Annotated in this window: 13 protein-coding genes and 1 pseudogene; 4 read left to right on the top strand and 10 right to left on the bottom strand. The window is 69.1% G+C overall.

Going from position 1 to position 16,080, the window contains the following annotated elements:
• Positions 1-51: 51 nt before the first annotated feature.
• The gene (locus H7A85_RS12495) at positions 52-1,701 is read left to right on the top strand and encodes a Na/Pi cotransporter family protein (protein WP_182086263.1); all 1,650 of its coding nucleotides are present in this window, start codon (positions 52-54) and stop codon (positions 1,699-1,701) included.
• 64 nt (positions 1,702-1,765) lie between these two features.
• On the opposite strand, the gene iolG is transcribed toward H7A85_RS12495, so the two are convergent.
• Positions 1,766-2,773 carry an inositol 2-dehydrogenase gene (iolG, locus tag H7A85_RS12490; protein ID WP_182086262.1) on the bottom strand — a complete coding sequence of 336 codons (1,008 nt, stop codon included), beginning with the start codon at positions 2,771-2,773 and terminating at the stop codon, positions 1,766-1,768.
• Positions 2,774-3,119: 346 nt separating this feature from the next.
• On the opposite strand from iolG, the gene iolC reads away from it, so the two are divergent.
• From iolC to iolE, 3 genes are read left to right on the top strand one after another with little or no spacing between them, the layout of a single operon-like run.
• A complete protein-coding gene (gene iolC, locus H7A85_RS12485; protein WP_182086261.1) occupies positions 3,120-5,033 on the top strand; it encodes a 5-dehydro-2-deoxygluconokinase in 1,914 nt (637 codons plus the stop codon).
• The gene (iolD, locus tag H7A85_RS12480; protein WP_182086260.1) at positions 5,030-6,856 is read left to right on the top strand and encodes a 3D-(3,5/4)-trihydroxycyclohexane-1,2-dione acylhydrolase (decyclizing); all 1,827 of its coding nucleotides are present in this window, start codon (positions 5,030-5,032) and stop codon (positions 6,854-6,856) included. Before iolC ends, iolD begins: the two co-directional genes overlap by 4 nt.
• A complete protein-coding gene (iolE, locus tag H7A85_RS12475) occupies positions 6,853-7,764 on the top strand; it encodes a myo-inosose-2 dehydratase (protein WP_182086259.1) in 912 nt (303 codons plus the stop codon). The genes iolD and iolE overlap by 4 nt, the downstream gene beginning before the upstream one ends.
• A 131-nt stretch (positions 7,765-7,895) precedes the next feature.
• Here the strand turns inward: iolE and H7A85_RS12470 are convergent, their stop codons facing one another.
• The 9 genes and pseudogenes from H7A85_RS12470 to H7A85_RS12425 form a co-directional block, all read right to left on the bottom strand.
• Positions 7,896-8,741 carry an ABC transporter permease subunit gene (locus H7A85_RS12470; protein WP_182086258.1) on the bottom strand — a complete coding sequence of 282 codons (846 nt, stop codon included), beginning with the start codon at positions 8,739-8,741 and terminating at the stop codon, positions 7,896-7,898.
• Positions 8,742-8,745: 4 nt separating this feature from the next.
• Positions 8,746-9,663: a sugar ABC transporter permease gene (locus H7A85_RS12465; RefSeq protein ID WP_182086257.1), complete on the bottom strand. Its 918-nt coding sequence runs from the start codon at positions 9,661-9,663 to the stop codon at positions 8,746-8,748.
• Complete coding sequence (locus H7A85_RS12460) at positions 9,660-10,760, bottom strand: ABC transporter ATP-binding protein (RefSeq protein WP_182086256.1); 1,101 nt, start codon at positions 10,758-10,760, stop codon at positions 9,660-9,662. Before H7A85_RS12460 ends, H7A85_RS12465 begins: the two co-directional genes overlap by 4 nt.
• A 76-nt stretch (positions 10,761-10,836) precedes the next feature.
• Complete coding sequence (locus H7A85_RS12455; RefSeq protein WP_182086255.1) at positions 10,837-12,015, bottom strand: extracellular solute-binding protein; 1,179 nt, start codon at positions 12,013-12,015, stop codon at positions 10,837-10,839.
• 46 nt (positions 12,016-12,061) lie between these two features.
• Positions 12,062-13,462 carry a glucuronate isomerase gene (gene uxaC, locus H7A85_RS12450; protein ID WP_182086254.1) on the bottom strand — a complete coding sequence of 467 codons (1,401 nt, stop codon included), beginning with the start codon at positions 13,460-13,462 and terminating at the stop codon, positions 12,062-12,064.
• 373 nt (positions 13,463-13,835) lie between these two features.
• Positions 13,836-14,549: a LysR substrate-binding domain-containing protein gene (locus H7A85_RS12445; protein ID WP_182086253.1), complete on the bottom strand. Its 714-nt coding sequence runs from the start codon at positions 14,547-14,549 to the stop codon at positions 13,836-13,838.
• A gap of 424 nt (positions 14,550-14,973) precedes the next feature.
• Positions 14,974-15,168, bottom strand: coding sequence for an NAD(P)H-dependent oxidoreductase (locus H7A85_RS20860; RefSeq protein ID WP_244631165.1), 195 nt, complete (start codon positions 15,166-15,168; stop codon positions 14,974-14,976).
• A gap of 83 nt (positions 15,169-15,251) precedes the next feature.
• Positions 15,252-15,452: pseudogene (locus tag H7A85_RS12430) on the bottom strand (FAD-binding protein); the annotation flags it as partial.
• Complete coding sequence (locus tag H7A85_RS12425) at positions 15,374-16,000, bottom strand: FAD/NAD(P)-binding oxidoreductase (protein WP_182086385.1); 627 nt, start codon at positions 15,998-16,000, stop codon at positions 15,374-15,376. The gene H7A85_RS12425 and the pseudogene H7A85_RS12430, both read right to left, overlap by 79 nt.
• Between the last annotated feature and the right edge of the window lie 80 nt (positions 16,001-16,080).

Here is a 16,080-nt window from a genome sequence, read left to right as displayed (position 1 = left end):
GGTTTCTGTCGCCGGGTTGCGCCTTGAACGATTTCGGGCAGGTTGAGACCCATGCATTCCACCGTCGTCATGATCAACCTCGCAGGCGCCGTCGCCCTGCTCCTCTTCGGACTGGCCCAGGTGAAGCTCGGCGTTTCGCGCGCCTTCGGCGCCAGGCTGCGAACCGGGCTCGCCGCCGGAACGCGCCGGGGCTGGCGCGCCTTCCTGTCGGGCCTCGTGGCGACGATCGCGCTCCAGAGTTCCACGGCGACCGCGCTGATGGTGTCGTCCTTCGTCGAGCGCGGCCTCGTGCGGGCACGCATGGCTCAGATCGTGCTTCTCGGCGCGAACGTCGGAACCGCCGTCACAGCCTGGATCGTGGCCACCGGGATCGAGTGGCTTTCGCCGCTTCTCATCCTCGTCGGCATCGCCCTTCACCGCAGCCGGAGCAACGCCCGCCAGGGCGCGGGAACAGCGCTCGTCGGCGTCGGGCTGATGCTCCTGTCGCTGCATCTGATGACCTCGGCGACCGAGCCGCTGCGCGCCTCGCCGGCGCTCGCCGCCTTTATCGGCCTTCTGGAGGACGCCTGGCCGGTGGCGCTGATCCTGTCGACCACCCTGGCCTTCATCTCCTCTTCGAGCTTGGCGATCGTGGTTCTGATCCTGTCGCTGGCCGGGGCGGGCATCCTGTCGCCCGGTCTCGTCGTGGCGCTGGTGCTTGGCGCCAATCTCGGCGGCGCGATTCCACCCGTCGTCGCCAGCATGGGAGGGCCTGCCGCCGCGCGGCGCGTGGTTCTGGCGAATCTCGTCGTGCGGGCGGCCGGCTGCCTCCTGGCGCTGCCGCTCGCCGATCAGGCCGGCGCGCTTCTGGCGGCGCTTCCCCTCCCGCCCGACAAGCTTCCGGTCGACGCGCATCTCGCCTTCAATCTCGCGCTGGCGCTTCTTGCCTGGCCGTTCGCCGGCCTTCTCACCGACTGGATGACGCGTCTCGTGCCGGATGCCCCCACGTCCGAAATGGCGCCCCGGTTCCTCGACCCGGTCGAGCTGTCGACCCCGCTCGTCGCGCTCACCAGCGCGACGCGCGAAGTGCTCGGCGTCGGCGACCTGATCGAGCGCATGCTGGTGCAGGTTCTCGACGCCTTTCGGCGGCGCGATCTTTCGCCCCTGCAGGACATTTCCAAGCTGGAGCATGGGGTCGACCGCCTGCAGCAGGAGGTGAAGCTCTATCTGTCGAAGCTCGGGCAGGGCGAGATGAGCGAGGAGGGCAGTTCCAAGTCGATCGTCATCATCGACTACGCCATAAACCTCGAACATGTCGGCGACATCATCGAGAAGGGCCTCCTGGAACAGGTCACCAAGATGGTGACCAACGGCCTGCGCTTCTCGGAGGAGGGATACCGCGAACTCGACAGGCTCTTCGAGTTGACGGTCGAGAACCTGCGCATCGCCCAGACGATCTTCGTCACGCGCGACATGACGCTCGCGCGGCGGCTGATGAACATCAAGGTGCAGGTGCGCCTTCTGGAGAAGCAGTCCGCCGAGCGCCACCTCCAGCGGCTGCGGGACGGCCATGCCGCCAGCCTCCAGACGAGCTCGCTCCATCTCGACATCCTGCGCGATCTCAAGCGCATCAACGCCCATATCGTTTCGGTGGCGCACCCGATCATGGACGAGAAGGGGCTGCTCGCCGAAAGCCGGATCCTCGACGGGGCCGCGGCCTGACCGCGGGCCCCGCGCCTTTCGGGGAATGAGAGCCGGAGCGCGGCGGCGCGCCCCGGATGCGGCGTCAGTCGGCCAGGACCTCGGCGACCCTCACGAGCCGCCCTTCCGCGAGCGAGCGGTTCGCGGCTTCGGCCAACGCCAGCGCCCGCAGCCCGTCCTCGCCGGACGGGTTCATCGGCTGCCCATCCCGCACGTTTTGGAGGAAGGTCGCGATCTCGGCGCGATAGGCGTCCGCGTAGCGATCCATGAAGAAGTCCTGCAGCGGGGGCTGCGTATAGCCGGTGGCGTCGGCGACGACGACGTTCGCCTTGTGCTGGTTCTGCGCCGCGACCATGCCGGCCGAGCCGTGGACCTCGATGCGCTGGTCGTAGCCGTAGCTCGCGCGGCGCGAATTGGTGATCACCGCCTGCCGGCCGCTCGAGGTCCTGAGGACGATGCTGGCGGTGTCGACGTCCCCGCTTTTCGCCACCATAGGGTCCACCAGCACGGAAGCCGTGGCAAAGACGCTTTCCACCTCTTCGCTCAGGAGATGGCGCGCCATGTCGAAGTCGTGGATCGTCATGTCGCGGAACAGGCCGCCCGAGCGCGGCAGGTAGTCGAGCGGCGGCAGGCCGGGGTCGCGGCTGGTGATGACGACCTGTTCGACATCCCCGATCCGCCCGTCCTCGATCGCCGTCTTCAGCGCCGAGAAATGCGGATCGAAGCGGCGGTTGAAGCCGAGCATCAGCGGAACGCCGGTCGATGCGACGACGCCGAGGCACTCGCGCACCCGGCGCAGCGACAGGTCGATCGGCTTTTCGCAGAAGATCGCCTTTCCGGCGCGAGCGAAGAGCTCGATGAGGTCGGCATGGGTGTCGGTCGGCGTGCAGATCGCCACGGCATCGATGTCGGACGCGGCGGCGACCTCCTCGATCGACGTCACCCGGCAGCCGTAGAGGGCGGCCACGGCGTCCGCGTTCGCCTGGAGCGGATCGGCCACCGCCGCCAGCCGCGCGCCGGCTGTCTGCGACACCGCGCCCGCATGGACCTTGCCGATCCGCCCGGCGCCGAGAATTGCAATCGATAGAGACATGGAGCGTTCCGCTGGTGAAGAATGGCGCAAGCAAGGGGACGATCCGCTTCCCGCAGTATCCTCCTCCCGGCGGAACACTACCCGATTTGGAATTTATTTTCCAACATATTTTAGAGTAGTGGCGGCGCCAGAAGGTTAAGCTGCCGCATGACGGACCTACCCCGCTTATCGGCATGTTTTGCGGCAGTTGCGACTATCTGCCTTGCCGAAACCAAAATAATGGAATATTTGTTCTACATGCGTCGGGAGGAGGCGCGGGTCGCTCACGCGCGACGTTTCGACGGGGCTCGATGCCGCGAGCCCGCTCCCTCCCACCTCGAAATCCGTTCGGCGAGAGGAGGGTCGATTGCCCGCACTGGACGTCATCACCATCGGCCGCTCGTCCGTCGATCTCTACGGGTCGCAGATCGGCGGTCGCCTGGAGGACATGGGCTCCTTCCAGAAATATGTCGGCGGCTCGCCCACCAACATGGCGACCGGCACCGCGCGCCTCGGCCTGCGCTCCGCGCTCATCACGCGCGTCGGTGACGAGCACATGGGCCGGTTCCTACGCGAGGAACTGGCGCGCGAGGGCGTCGACGTGCGCGGCGTCACGACCGACCCCGAGCGCCTCACCGCGCTCGTCATCCTCGGCATCCGCGACGAGGAACGCTTTCCCCTGATCTTCTACCGCGAGAACTGCGCCGACATGGCGCTCTGCGAGGAAGATATCGACGAGGCCTTCATCGCGGAAAGCCGGTCCGTGGTGGCGACCGGCACCCATCTGTCGCATCCGCGAACCGAGGCCGCCGTCCTGAAGGCCCTGCGGCTCGCACGTGCCAACGGCGCGCGCACCGCGCTCGACATCGACTACCGCCCGAACCTGTGGGGCCTGTCCGGCCACGGCGACGGCGAGAACCGCTTCATCGAGAGCGGCGCGGTGACCGCCCGGCTCCAGGCGACCCTGTCGCTCTTCGACCTGATCGTCGGCACGGAGGAGGAGTTCCACATCGCGGGCGGCTCGACCGATACGCTGGCGGCGCTGCGCGCGGTTCGCGCGAAGACGGACGCGGTCCTCGTGTGCAAACGCGGGGCGTCCGGGGCCGTCGCCTTCACCGGCGAGATTCCCCCCTCGCTCGACGAGGGGGAAAGCGGTCCGGGCTTTCCGATCGAGGTGTTCAACGTGCTGGGCGCCGGCGACGGCTTCATGTCGGGCCTTCTGAAAGGCTGGCTCGACGACGAGCCCTGGCCGCGCGCCCTCGAATACGCCAATGCCTGCGGTGCCTTCGCCGTTTCGCGCCACGGCTGCACGCCGGCCTATCCGAGCCTGGAGGAACTGCGCTTCTTCCTGCAACGCGGCGTCGTCACGCCGGCGCTGCGCCACGACGCGGAGCTGGAGCGGATCCACCGCTCGACCAACCGGCACGAGGCATGGCCGCGCATGCGCGTCTTCGCCTTCGACCACCGGATGCAGATGGAGGCGATGGAAGGCGCGACGCCGGAGCGCATCGGACGCTTCAAGGAACTCTGCCTCGAAGCGGCCCTCGGCGTTGCCGACGGGCGCCCCGGCTACGGCATCCTGTGCGACGATCGCTTGGGGAGAAAGGCGCTTCATGCCGCCACCGGCACCGGCCTCTGGGTCGCCCGGCCGGCCGAGCTTCCGGGCTCGCGGCCGCTCGAACTCGAAGCCGAACTCGGGCCCGACTGCGGGGGCCTTGCCGAATGGCCGCTGCATCAGGTCGTCAAGGTGCTCTGCTTCTGCCACCCGGACGACGACGCGGCGGTGCGCTCGGCCCAGGAGGACACGCTCCGGCGCCTTTACGCGGCCGCCCGGCGCAACCGGCTGGAGTTCCTGCTGGAGGTCATCCCCTCCAAGGTCGGCCCGACCGACGAGGAGACCGTTGCGCGGCTGATCCGTCGAACCTACGAGATCGGCATCTTTCCCGACTGGTGGAAGCTCGAACCCTTGACCGGCGAGCGGGCATGGTCGAACGCCTGCGAGGCGATCGCGGCCCACGATCCGCATTGCCGGGGCATCGTCGTGCTCGGCCTCGACGCAGGGGTGGAGGAACTGGCGGCGAGCTTCCGCGAAGCGGCCCGCCACCCGCTGGTCAAGGGCTTTGCGGTCGGCCGTACCATCTTCCGCGAGCCGGCGCGCGAGTGGCTGTCGGGGCGCATCGACGATGCCGCCGCCGTGACGCGGATGAAAGACAATTTCGCATCCCTCTGCGCCCTCTGGGACGAGGCGAGGGCGAACTGCAAGGAGGACGTCGCGGCATGACCACCATCCGCCTGACCGCAGCCCAGGCCATGATCCGCTGGCTTTCCCGCCAGATGACGGAAGAAGATGAACCCTTCATCGCGGGGGCCTGGGCGATCTTCGGCCACGGCAACGTCGCGGGGATCGGCGAAGCGCTGGAAGACGCCAAGGACAGCTTTTCCACCTTTCGCGGCCAGAACGAGCAGACGATGGCCCATGCCGCGATCGCCTATGCCAAGCAGCTCGGCCGCCGCCGCGCGATGATGGTGACATCCTCGATCGGTCCGGGGGCGACCAACATGGTGACCGCCGCCGCGCTTGCCCACGTCAACCGCCTGCCGGTCCTCCTGGTGCCGGGCGACGTCTTCGCCGGGCGCGGGCCCGATCCCGTGCTGCAGCAGGTCGAGGACTTCGCGGACGGCACGGTCTCGGCCAACGACTGCTTCCGCCCCGTCAGCCGGTATTTCGACCGCATCACGCGGCCCGAGCAGCTCCTGACCGCGCTGCCCCGCGCGCTTCGCACCATGACCGATCCGGCCGATTGCGGCCCGGTGACGCTCGCCTTCTGCCAGGACGTGCAGGCGGAAGGTTACGACTGGCCGGAAGCGTTCTTCGAGCCACGCGTCTGGCATCGCCGCCGCCCGGCGCCCGACCCGCGCGAGGTGGAGGCGGTGGCGCAGATGATCCGGGCCGCACGCGCGCCCGTGATCGTGGCAGGCGGCGGCGTCCATTATTCCGGCGCCTGCGAGGCGCTGGCGCGTTTCGCGGCGCGCTTGCGCATTCCCGTGGTCGAAAGCCAGGCGGGCAAGTCGGCTCTCCCCTGGGACGACGAATGGAACTTCGGTCCGGTCGGGGTCACCGGCGCTTCCAGCGCCAACGCGGTCTGTGCCGAAGCCGATCTCGTGATCGGCGTCGGCACGCGCTTCCAGGACTTCACCACCGGCTCCTGGGCGCTGTTCCGCCACCCGGATCGCCATCTCGTGTCGATCAACGTGGCGGCCTACGACGCGATGAAGCACGGGGCCGAGCCGCTTTGCGCCGATGCGCTCGCCGCGCTGGACGCCCTTGCCGCCGCGCTCGGCGACACCCGCGCCCCGGCGCCCCGCGCGGGGCTGAAGGCGGACTGGTTCGCCGCCGTCGATCCGCTGACGGCTCCGCCGCCGGGCGCCGGCAACGAACTGCCGACCGACGCCCAGGTGATCGGTGCCGTTCAGCGCGCCGCCCACGCCGACACCGTCGTCATGTGCGCCGCCGGCACCATGCCGGGCGAGCTCCACAAGCTCTGGAAGGCGCCGAGGCCGGGCGCCTACCACATGGAGTACGGCTATTCCTGCATGGGCTACGAGATCGGCGGGGCGCTCGGCATCAAGCTGGCCGAGCCCGAACGCGACGTCGTCTGCATGCTCGGCGACGGCTCCTACATGATGGCCAATTCCGAGATGGCGACCGCCGCGATGATGGGCGTCGCGATCACCGTCGTCGTCACCGACAATCGCGGCTACGGCTGCATCAACCGGCTGCAGAAGGGCACCGGGGGCGCGGAGTTCAACAATCTCTACGCCTCGTCCAACCTGGCCAACGCGCCCGCGATCGACTTCGCGCTCCACGCCCGCGCGATGGGCGCCACCTCCGTCAAGGTTGCGGACATCGCCGAACTCGAGGCCGCGCTCGCGCGCCGTTCCGGGATCGCGGGTCCCTATGTCGTGGTGATCGACACCGATCCCTATCCCTCGACGCCCCATGGTGGCCACTGGTGGGACGTCGCCGTACCGGAAGTCTCCCGGCGCCAGGAGGTCCGCGATGCGCGCGCTTCCTACGAGACCCAGTTGAAGGAACGCGGATGATTCTTTACGGCACCAATCCCATCGCCTGGACCAACGACGACGATCGCTCGCTCGGCGCCCATATCTCGCTCGAGCAATGCCTCGACGAGGCGGCCGCGATCGGCTTCGACGGGATCGAGAAGGGGCACAAGCTGCCGACGACCCCGGAGGGCATCGAGGCGGCGCTCGGCCGGCGCGGCCTTCGCTACGTGTCGGGCTGGCACTCCACCAACCTTCTGGTGAACGACATCGAGACCGAGAAGGCGGCGATGCAGCCCTTTCTCGACCTTCTGAAGGCGGTCGGCTCGACCGTGGTCATCGTCTGCGAGACCTCCAACGCGATCCACGGGGCGGACGACACGGCGGTGAACGATAAGCCCGTCCTCGCGGACGGGGACTGGGCGGCCTTCGGGCGAGGCGTCGAGGCGCTCGCCGCCTTCGCGGCCGAACAGGGCATCACGCTGGTCTACCATCACCACATGGGAACCGTGGTCGAGACCCCGGCCGAGATCGACCGGCTGATGCGCGAGACGGGGCCGGCCACGAGGCTCCTCTTCGATACGGGGCATTGCTTCTTCGGCGGCGGCGACCCGGCCGAGGTCGCGAAGCGTCACATGGGACGCGTCGCGCACATTCACGCCAAGAACGTGCGCCCCGAGATCATGCGGCAGGTGCGCGAGGAAGGCCTTTCCTTTCTGGAGGGCGTTCGACGCGGCGTCTTCACCGTGCCGGGCGACGCGGAAGGGGGGGTGGACTTCGCCCCGGTCCTACGGCTCGCGGCCGGGCACGGCTACGCCGGCTGGCTCGTCATCGAGGCCGAGCAGGACCCGTCGGTGCGCGAACCTCGGCACTATCAGGCCATGGGCCTGAAGGCGCTGCGCGCGATGGCGCGCGAGGCCGGCCTCGATCGGGAGGGGGCGGCGGCATAGGGCGTCGCCCCCGCTTGAGGGGATGAAGCCCGGCGCGGGCGCCTTCCGACCGGCCGGGCGAGCGCGTCGGCATTCGCCGCCACACGCTGGAAGCGGCGGGCGGGCCGATCGCCCGCCGCGCGCGGGGCCCTTCAGTGCGCCGGCTGCGACTGCTTGGCGCGCGCCACGATCTGCGTCGGGTTCACGAAGCGCAGTGCCAGCACCAGCCAGAACAGGGTCGTGATCATGTAGACGACGGCCATCGCGTCGATCGACTGCGAGGCGCGCACGCCCGACGCGAAGACGGCGTAGTAGAGCGAGACGACCAGCGTCTGGCTGGTCGGGCCGGCGACCAGGAAGGTCAGCTCGAACATGGCGATCGTGCGCACCAGGACGAGAAGCAGCGCCGCCAGCATGCCCGGCAGGAGAAGCGGCAGGAGGATCCGCGTGAACAGGCTGGTGGTGCCCGCCCCGAAGACGCGGGCGGCGGCCTCGATGCGCGGGTCGATCTGCTCGATGAAGGGGATCATCACCAGAACCACGAAGGGGATGGAGGGCACGAGGTTGATGATCACGACACCCCAGAAGGAGCCGCCGAGACCCACTTGGTAAAGCAGCGTGGCGAGCGGGATGCCGTAGGTAAGCGGTGGGACCAGAAGCGGCAGGAGGAACAGGAGGATCGCGAAGCGCTTTCCGGGAAAGTCGCGCCGCGCCAGCGCATAGGCCGTCGTGATGCCGATCAGCCCCGACAGGAGCGTGACCAGGAACACGATCTGGAAGGTGACGAGCAGCACCTCGGTCAGCTGGAACTCGCGCCAGGCCGAGAAGTACCAGCGCGTCGTCCAATCCACCGGCAGCCATGTGCCCAGCCAGCGGGTGGCGAAGGAGTTGGTCACCACGGCCGAGATGACGCCGAGGAGATTGAGGACGAAGAGGATCGCGACGCCCCAGACGGCGGCGCGCCAGAGCTTCGACCCGATGCCACGGTCGCGGATCATCCGTTCACCCCTTGGTTCCGCCGGCCGGGCCGCGATAGAAAAGACCGCGCAGGGCCAGCACCGCGACGACCACGGCGAGTTGCACGAGGCCCATGATGATCGCGATCGCCGAGCCGAGCGAGTGGTTGTATTCCTCGAAGGCCGCCGAATAGGCCGCGATCGAGATGACGCGCGTCGCACCCGCCGGCGCCCCGAGAAGCACGGCGGACGGGAACACGGCGAAGGCCTGCACGAAGGCGAGACAGAACGTCACCGCCAGCCCCGGCACCAGAAGCGGCAGGAAGACGTGGGTGAAGCGCCGGCGCGCGTTGGCGCCGAGCGTCGCGGCCGCCTGCTCGATCGCCGGATCGATGCCCGACACGTAGGACAAGGTCAGAAGAAAGGCGAAGGGGAAGCCGGTGATGAGCAGCGAGGCGAAGACGCCCCAGTAGTTGTTGGTCAGGCGCAGCGGCGTTTCCAGAAGGCCGATGAAGATCAGCGCCTGATTGAACCAGCCGCGCGGTCCCAGGAAGTTCAGGAGCCCCTCGGCCACCAGAACCGTGCCGAGCGTGATCGGCAGGACGAGGATCGTCGTCAGGAGCCGTTGGCGCCGCATCAGCCGGACGCGCAGCGCGATCGGAACGGCGAGCGTGAGATTGACGATCGTCACCGGCAGGGCCAGCCACAGCGTGGCGCCGATCGTGTTGTAAAGGAACGGGTCGGAGAAGAAGCGCCCGTAGTTCGCGTACCATGCGCCTTCCGTCGGCGTGATCGAGTCGACGACGCCGTAGAGGAATGGATACACGAAAAGGGCGAGAACCGCCGCAAGGCCGGGCAGGACGAGCAGCGTCGTGCCGTCGATGCCGCGCGCGGCCAGCCGGATGCGGAGCGAGGGACGCTGCGGCCGGCGCGCGGGCTCGGAGGAAAGGGCGAGATCGCTCATGCGTCCTCGCGGGGAAAGACGAGCGTGCGGGCGGGATCGAACCCGAGGCGGACCTTGGCTCCGTTCGCCAGCGACGCGTCGGAACGGAAGAAGACGAGCGTTCCGTCGGCCAGCGTGCCCGAGCCGAACCAGGCGCGGCCGCGATACTCGATCGAGCGCACCTCGGCCTCGATCCCCTCCGAGCCGCCCGCCACCAGATCCTCGGGGCGAACCGAAATCCAGACGGCGCTGCCCGGCACCGATCCACGCGCCGGGGGCAGGCGCAGGCGCGCCCCGACCGCCTCGACATGTCCTTCGCCGTCGACGACCCGGGCCGGGATGCGCGTGCGAAATCCCATGAAGTCCGCGACGTCGATCTGGCTCGGCCGCTCGTAGAGGTCTTCCGGGGTGCCGACCTGGCGGATCACGCCGTTCGCCATGACGACGATCCGGTCGGCGAGCGAAAGCGCCTCGTCCTGGTCGTGCGTCACGTAGATCGTGGTGGAGCCGATCGCCTCGTGGATGGCGCGGATCTCGGCGCGCATTTCCAGGCGCAGCTTGGCGTCGAGGTTGGACAAGGGCTCGTCCATCAGGACCACGGGCGGGCGGATGACGATGGCGCGCGCGATCGCCACGCGCTGCTGCTGGCCGCCCGACAACTGCCCCGGCAGCTTATCGGCTTGGCTGCGCAGGCGCACGAGATCGAGCGCTGCGTCGATGCGCGCGTCGGCCTCGGCCCGCGGCACGCCTTGCATCGCGAGGCCGAAGCCGACGTTCCGGCGGATCGTCAGGTGCGGAAACAGGGCGTAGCTCTGGAACACCATGCCGAAGCCGCGCTTTTCGGGCTCCAGCTCGTGGATCGCACGCCCGTCGAGGCGAATTTCTCCGCCCGTCAGCGGCAGGAGCCCGGCGATGCAGTTCAAGGCCGTCGACTTGCCGCAGCCCGACGGCCCGAGCAGCGCAATGAACTCGCCACGCTCGACGCTGAGATCGATGCCGTCGAGCGCGGTATAGGAACCGAAGGCGCGGCGCAGGCCGACGAGTTCCAGGCGGCCGCCGTCGGCATGGGGCGAGGCGCCCGGCGGGACGGAGGCGATCGGGTTGCTGTGGGCATTCATCGCGAACGGCCTCCGACTTGCAGGTGAGACGGTCGGCGGCCGGCATGTGCCGGCCGCGCCAAGCGGGATCGAAAGGTCACCCCTTCTTGGCGCCGATGCGCTCGTCCCAGATGCGGAACGCGGCGACGATCTTGTCGGCGTCGAGCGGGATCTCCAGCGGGTTCGACGCGATCCACTCGTCGTATTCGGGACGGCCGAACTCCTCGATCGCCGCCCGGCTGGATTCGGGCGCCATGGACAAGGGCACGTCCTTCACCGCGGGGCCGGGGTAGAAGTAGCCCTCGTCGTAGGCGTAGGCCTGGGATTCGGGCGTCAGCATGAAGTTCATGAGGTCGAGGAGAACGGCGAGCTTCTCTTCCGACACGCCCTTCGGCACCACCATGTAGTGGGCGTCGGTCACCCAGTGGAAGCCCTGGAGCGTGCCCACCATCGCCTCAGCGGGCACCGTGCCGAGCACGCGCGGGTTGATGTCCCAGCCCGTGGTGGTGACCACGATGTCGCGTGTGCCCTCGCCGAACTCGCGCATGGTCTGCGTGGTGCCGGACGCGTAGTACTCGATGTTCTGCCCGAGTTCCTCTAGATAGGCCCAGGTCTTCTCCCAGCCCTTTTCGGGATCGCGCGGGTCGCTGTCGCCCAGGAGATAGGGCAGCCCCATCAGGAAGGTGCGGCCCGGGCCCGAGTTGGCGGGGCGCGCATAGATCAGTTTGTTCGGGTTCGTCTTGCTCCAGGCGAGAAGCTCGTCGGCCGTCTTTGGGGGGGTGGGCACGCGGTCGGGCATGTACTCGATCAGCGGCCCGGACGGGTAGTAGGAAACGACGACGCCGTGGTTCTTGGCCATCCCTTGCATCTTGAAGGCCTGCGGGATGTAGATGTCCTCGAGCTTCGGCAGATCGGCCATATAGGGCGAGAGGTCGGTCCAGATCCCCTGGTCGAGGCCGGCCGACAGGGCGTCGGTGCCGGTGAGAACGAGGTCGATGTCGACGCGGCCTGCCGCCTGCTGGGCGCGCAGCTTGCCCGGCAGCTCGGGCGCGGGCGCCTTGGTGAAGGCGATGCGGCTCGCCCATTCGGGCCTGGCCGCGGTGTAGCGCTCCATGGCGGCCTGGGTCAGGGCGAGATTGCCCGCCACGTCCGCGACCGTGATCGTCACCGGGCTGGACGGTTGGGCGAGCGCGGCCAGGGCGCGGCCGCCGAACAGGGTCGCGCCGGCGGCCGCTGCGGCGGTGGTGCCCATGAAGCGTCTGCGTGTGATGTGCATGGTGATCCTCCCAGATCGAGCCGGCGGCGGGCGCCGGCGCTTCGATTCAAAGTCGGTAGGCGTCCTTGGCCAGCCGATAGGCGAAGTCGTGCGCCACCTCCTGCGCCTCGTCCTCGTCCAGCCGGCCGTCGCAGACGAGGCGGGCGAGAAACGCGCAGTCGACGCGCCGCGCCATGTCGTGGCGCGCGGGGATCGACAGAAAGGCGCGCGTGTCGTCGTTGAAGCCGACCGTATTGTAGAAACCGGCCGTCTCGGTGGTGGCCTCGCGAAAGCGTCGCATCCCTTCCGGGCTGTCGTGGAACCACCAGGCGGGGCCGAGCCGGAGCGCGGGGTAATGGCCGGCGAGCGGGGCGAGCTCGCGCGCATAGGCCGTCTCGTCCAGCGTGAACAGGATCACCGTCACGGACGGATCGTTGCCGACCGCCTGGAGAAGCGGGCGAAGCGCCTCGACATAGTCCGTGCGGGCGGGGATGTCGGCGCCCTTGTCGAAGCCGAAGCGCTCGAACACGGCCGCGTTGTGGTTGCGCACCGAGCCCGGGTGGATCTGCATCACGAGCCCGTCGTCGCGGCTCATGCGCGCCATCTCGGTCAGCATCTGGGCGCGGAAGAGCTCGCGCTCGGCCGCGTCGGCCCGGCCGCCGCGCACCCTGTCGAACAGCTGTTCGGCATCCCCGCGCGGCAGATCGGCGGTGCGCGCGCTCGGGTGGCCGTGGTCGGTCGCGGTCGCGCCGCGCGCCTTGAAGAAGGCGCGGCGCGCGCGGTGCGCGCCGAGATACCCGTCCCAGTCGTCCCGCTCGCCGGTCAGCTCGAAAAGGCGCGCGAGCGCCTGCACGAAGCCCGGCCGGTCGGGGTCCACGACCGCGTCCGGGCGGTAGGTCGGCAGAACGCGCCCGCCCCAGCCGGAGGCGGCGATCGCCTCGTGATGGGCGAGGTCGTCCAGCGCCGAATCGGTGGTCGCGATCGCCTCGATGCGGAAGCGCTCGAAGAGTGCGCGCGGGCGCATGTCGTCCCGCCCGAGAGCCTCCGCGATGCGGTCGTAGAGCGCGTCGGCATTGTTTTCCGACAGGCGCTCCTCGATGCCGAACACCGTTTGGAGCGCGTGCTCGAACCACAGGCGCGAAGGTGTTCCACGGAACAGGGCGTAGTGCCGGGCGAAAAGGCGCCAGATCGCGCGCCCGTCGGTTTCGCTCGCGCCGCCGTCCGCGCGCGGCACGCCGAGCGCCTCCAGCGGCACGCCCTGACTGTACAGCATGCGGAAGATGTAATGGTCGGGCACCACGAACAGCGTGGCGGGATCGGGAAAGCGTTCGTTCCGGGCGAACCACGCGGGCTCGGTATGGCCGTGCGGCGAGACGATGGGCAGGCTCTCGACGGCATCGAACAGGCGCCGCGCGATGGCGCGAGCCTCCGTTTCGATCGGCAGGAGCCGGTCCCTGTTCAGCGCCATTCGTCCTCCCTTGTCGTCCGGCTCTGCGGGCCACTCCGTGGTCCAAATCCGCCTGCAGACTAACAATTGGTATATTAGAATGTCAATGACGGGATGGTATGGACGGCTTAGGGAAGAGCCGGCCTGATGACAAAAGGGGGGAAAGCGTAGACGCGCGCTCGGAAACCGGAGGCCCGAGGGGGAACGCGCTCGCCCGTCGCCAAGCGAAAACCCGGCCGATGCCGGTACCCGACGTGGTCGGTGTTCGCGGCGCCCGAGGGGTAGGCCGGCATGGGACTGCGAGCGATCGTGCCCGGCGGCCCTGGCCGGCGAGGTCTCGCGTGCCCGCTCCCGATCGCCAGGGAGCGGTGGATGAGTCGCGCGACCTTTGGCGCTACGACGCCCAGGCCTGACGGAGGGCCTCGCGCGTGAAGCGACGCAGCCAGGCGCCGAAGTTGGAATGCTGCGAGCGCTCGTGCCACAGCATGAAGAAGTGGATCGGGCCGAACTCGGGCGGCGCGCCGATCACCGCGAAGTCGCCTGAGCGCGACAGGAAGTCGGCAAAAGGGCGCACCGAGGTGAAGACGAGATCGCTGCCCGGCAGGATCAGCGGGACCATCGCGTATTCCGATACGGCAATGCGCACGGAGCGCTTGAGGCCGAGTTCGGCGAGGCGCCCGTCGATGGGACTGGCCGCGTCGGCATGGGCGGGATTGGGCGACAGGTGCTCGAAGCCGAGGTACTCGTCCATGGCGATCGCCCGGCGCCCCGCGGCCGGATGGGCGCGATCCACCATGCACACGACCTCGCATTCCATCAGCTCCTCGGCGCGCAGGTCGCGCCCCTCCAGCGGCCGATGGCCGAGAACGAGGTCCGCCTCGCCGGAGTTCAGAAGAGCATCGAGCGCGGCCGGACCGGGCATGGGTGCGATTTCCAGCGACATGCCGGGCGCCGCCGCGCTTAAGGAGCGCACGAACTGGGGAACCAGGAAGGGGCCGAGGCCCGTGGCCGCGATGATGCGCACGTGCCGGTCCGAGGAGCCGGGGTCGAACTCGGCCTCGCGTCCCACGAGATGATCGACGTCCGACAGGATGCGTCCGATCAGCACGAGGACGTCTTCGCCGCGCTCGGTGCGCAGGAAGCCGCGCGCGCCCCGGACGAGCAGCGGGTCGCCGGTCAGCCCGCGCAGGCGCCGCAGCGACAGGCTGACGGCGGGCTGGCTGAGACCAAGGAGGGCAGCCGCGCGCGAAACGCTGCGCTCCTCCAGAACCGAACTCAGGATGCGAAGCTGGCGGATGTCGAGCTCGGACCGGGCGCGCTCCAGCGGCAGCTTGCCCTCGTCGACGGGTGCCGGTTCCGCCGCTTGCCGGTTGCTGGGGATGGTGTCGTCAGAAGCGGCTCATGCTCCGCCCCACCGCGTGCTTGAAGGCTTCCAACTCGCGTGGCCCGTTGTTGTTCATGTCGTAGAGCACGCGGCGCGCCACGCGCCGGGGCGGATCGCCCACGAGGAGCGCGCGCCAGCGCGTGCCCCCTTAGGTCGTCACCACCGCCACCTTGCGGATGTTCTTCATGACGCGCGTCAGCCGCCCGCGGTCGCCGTCCGCCATGGCAAAGGCGACGCCGGGCACCAGCACCCGGTTGAAGAAGCCCTTCAGAATGGCCGGCATGCCGAAGTTCCAGACGGGGTGGACGAGCACCAGGGTGTCGGCCGCGCGCAGACGCTCCACATAGGGCCGGATCGAGGGCGTGGATGACGAGGACGCGCATAGCGACGTCAGGCGGCGTCGGCGCGCGGGAGCCCGGAGAACAGTCAGGCGCGTCCGCTGTCGAAATCGAAGTCCGGATTCTCCCCGGCGACCATCTTGCCGGGATTGAGGATGCCGCTCGGATCGGCCTCGCGCTTGAAGGCCAGTCGGGCGCGGTCGGTGCGCTTCATGCCGCCTTCCTCCAACGTGTAGCGATGGGGGTTGAACACGAGGCAGCCGTTGTCCTCGTGGATCGCGACGATCTCGATGCCGGTCGCCCTCGGCGGCGAGCGCGGTGACACTGGTGACCACCTTTGTCTCCCGCCGGACCCGGGCCCATCAGCTTCAGGCCCGTGGCGAGATAGGGCGAAGCGAGGAGGCGCGGCAGTTCGGCGAACGCCGCCGCCCAATTGCCGCGCGGCGTCGTGTCGAGAATGGCGTCGAAGCGCTGGCCGGCGGTCAGGTACTGGGCTGCGATCAGCCAGAGCAGCGGGCCGCAGCCCGCCAGCACGACCTTGCCCGAAACCGCCACGCCGGAGGTCTTGAGGAGGATTTGCGCAGCCCCCGCCGTCATCACGCCCGGCAGCGTCCAGCCCCGGATCGGAGACGGCCGCTCCAGCGCGCCCGTCGCCATGACGACCTGGCGCGCTTCGATCATGGCCGTGCGTCCGCCGGCCGAAATCCCAAGCTCGAGATCGGGCGAAAGCTGCCAGACCGTCGCGCCGGGAAGGTGGCTTGCCTCGCTCGTGGCAAAGTCCGCGCCGATCCGCCCTCCCTTCCAGTAGTTCTCGCCGAGGAGTTCGCGCTTGCGCAAGGGCGTCGTGCCGATGCCGCGATAGATCTGGTCGCCGATGGCCGCGTTCTCGTCGACGAGGAGCGTGCGGGCCCCGCCCT

This window comes from Aureimonas sp. ME7 (genome assembly GCF_903970965.1).
In the GTDB taxonomy this organism is placed as follows: domain Bacteria; phylum Pseudomonadota; class Alphaproteobacteria; order Rhizobiales; family Rhizobiaceae; genus Aureimonas.
The sequence above is the reverse complement of the archived record's forward strand: the minus strand, read 5'-3'. Positions and strand labels throughout refer to the sequence as shown.

Excerpts from the sequence above, each read along its gene's own strand:
- H7A85_RS12460 (WP_182086256.1), bottom strand. The coding sequence starts at position 10,760 with ATGAATGCCCACAGCAACCCGATCGCCTCCGTCCCGCCGGGCGCCTCG.
- H7A85_RS12455 (WP_182086255.1), bottom strand. The coding sequence starts at position 12,015 with ATGCACATCACACGCAGACGCTTCATGGGCACCACCGCCGCAGCGGCC.
- H7A85_RS12495 (WP_182086263.1), top strand. The coding sequence starts at position 52 with ATGCATTCCACCGTCGTCATGATCAACCTCGCAGGCGCCGTCGCCCTG.
- iolE (WP_182086259.1), top strand. The coding sequence starts at position 6,853 with ATGATTCTTTACGGCACCAATCCCATCGCCTGGACCAACGACGACGAT.
- H7A85_RS12465 (WP_182086257.1), bottom strand. The coding sequence starts at position 9,663 with ATGAGCGATCTCGCCCTTTCCTCCGAGCCCGCGCGCCGGCCGCAGCGT.
- uxaC (WP_182086254.1), bottom strand. The coding sequence starts at position 13,462 with ATGGCGCTGAACAGGGACCGGCTCCTGCCGATCGAAACGGAGGCTCGC.
- iolG (WP_182086262.1), bottom strand. The coding sequence starts at position 2,773 with ATGTCTCTATCGATTGCAATTCTCGGCGCCGGGCGGATCGGCAAGGTC.
- iolD (WP_182086260.1), top strand. The coding sequence starts at position 5,030 with ATGACCACCATCCGCCTGACCGCAGCCCAGGCCATGATCCGCTGGCTT.
- H7A85_RS12470 (WP_182086258.1), bottom strand. The coding sequence starts at position 8,741 with ATGATCCGCGACCGTGGCATCGGGTCGAAGCTCTGGCGCGCCGCCGTC.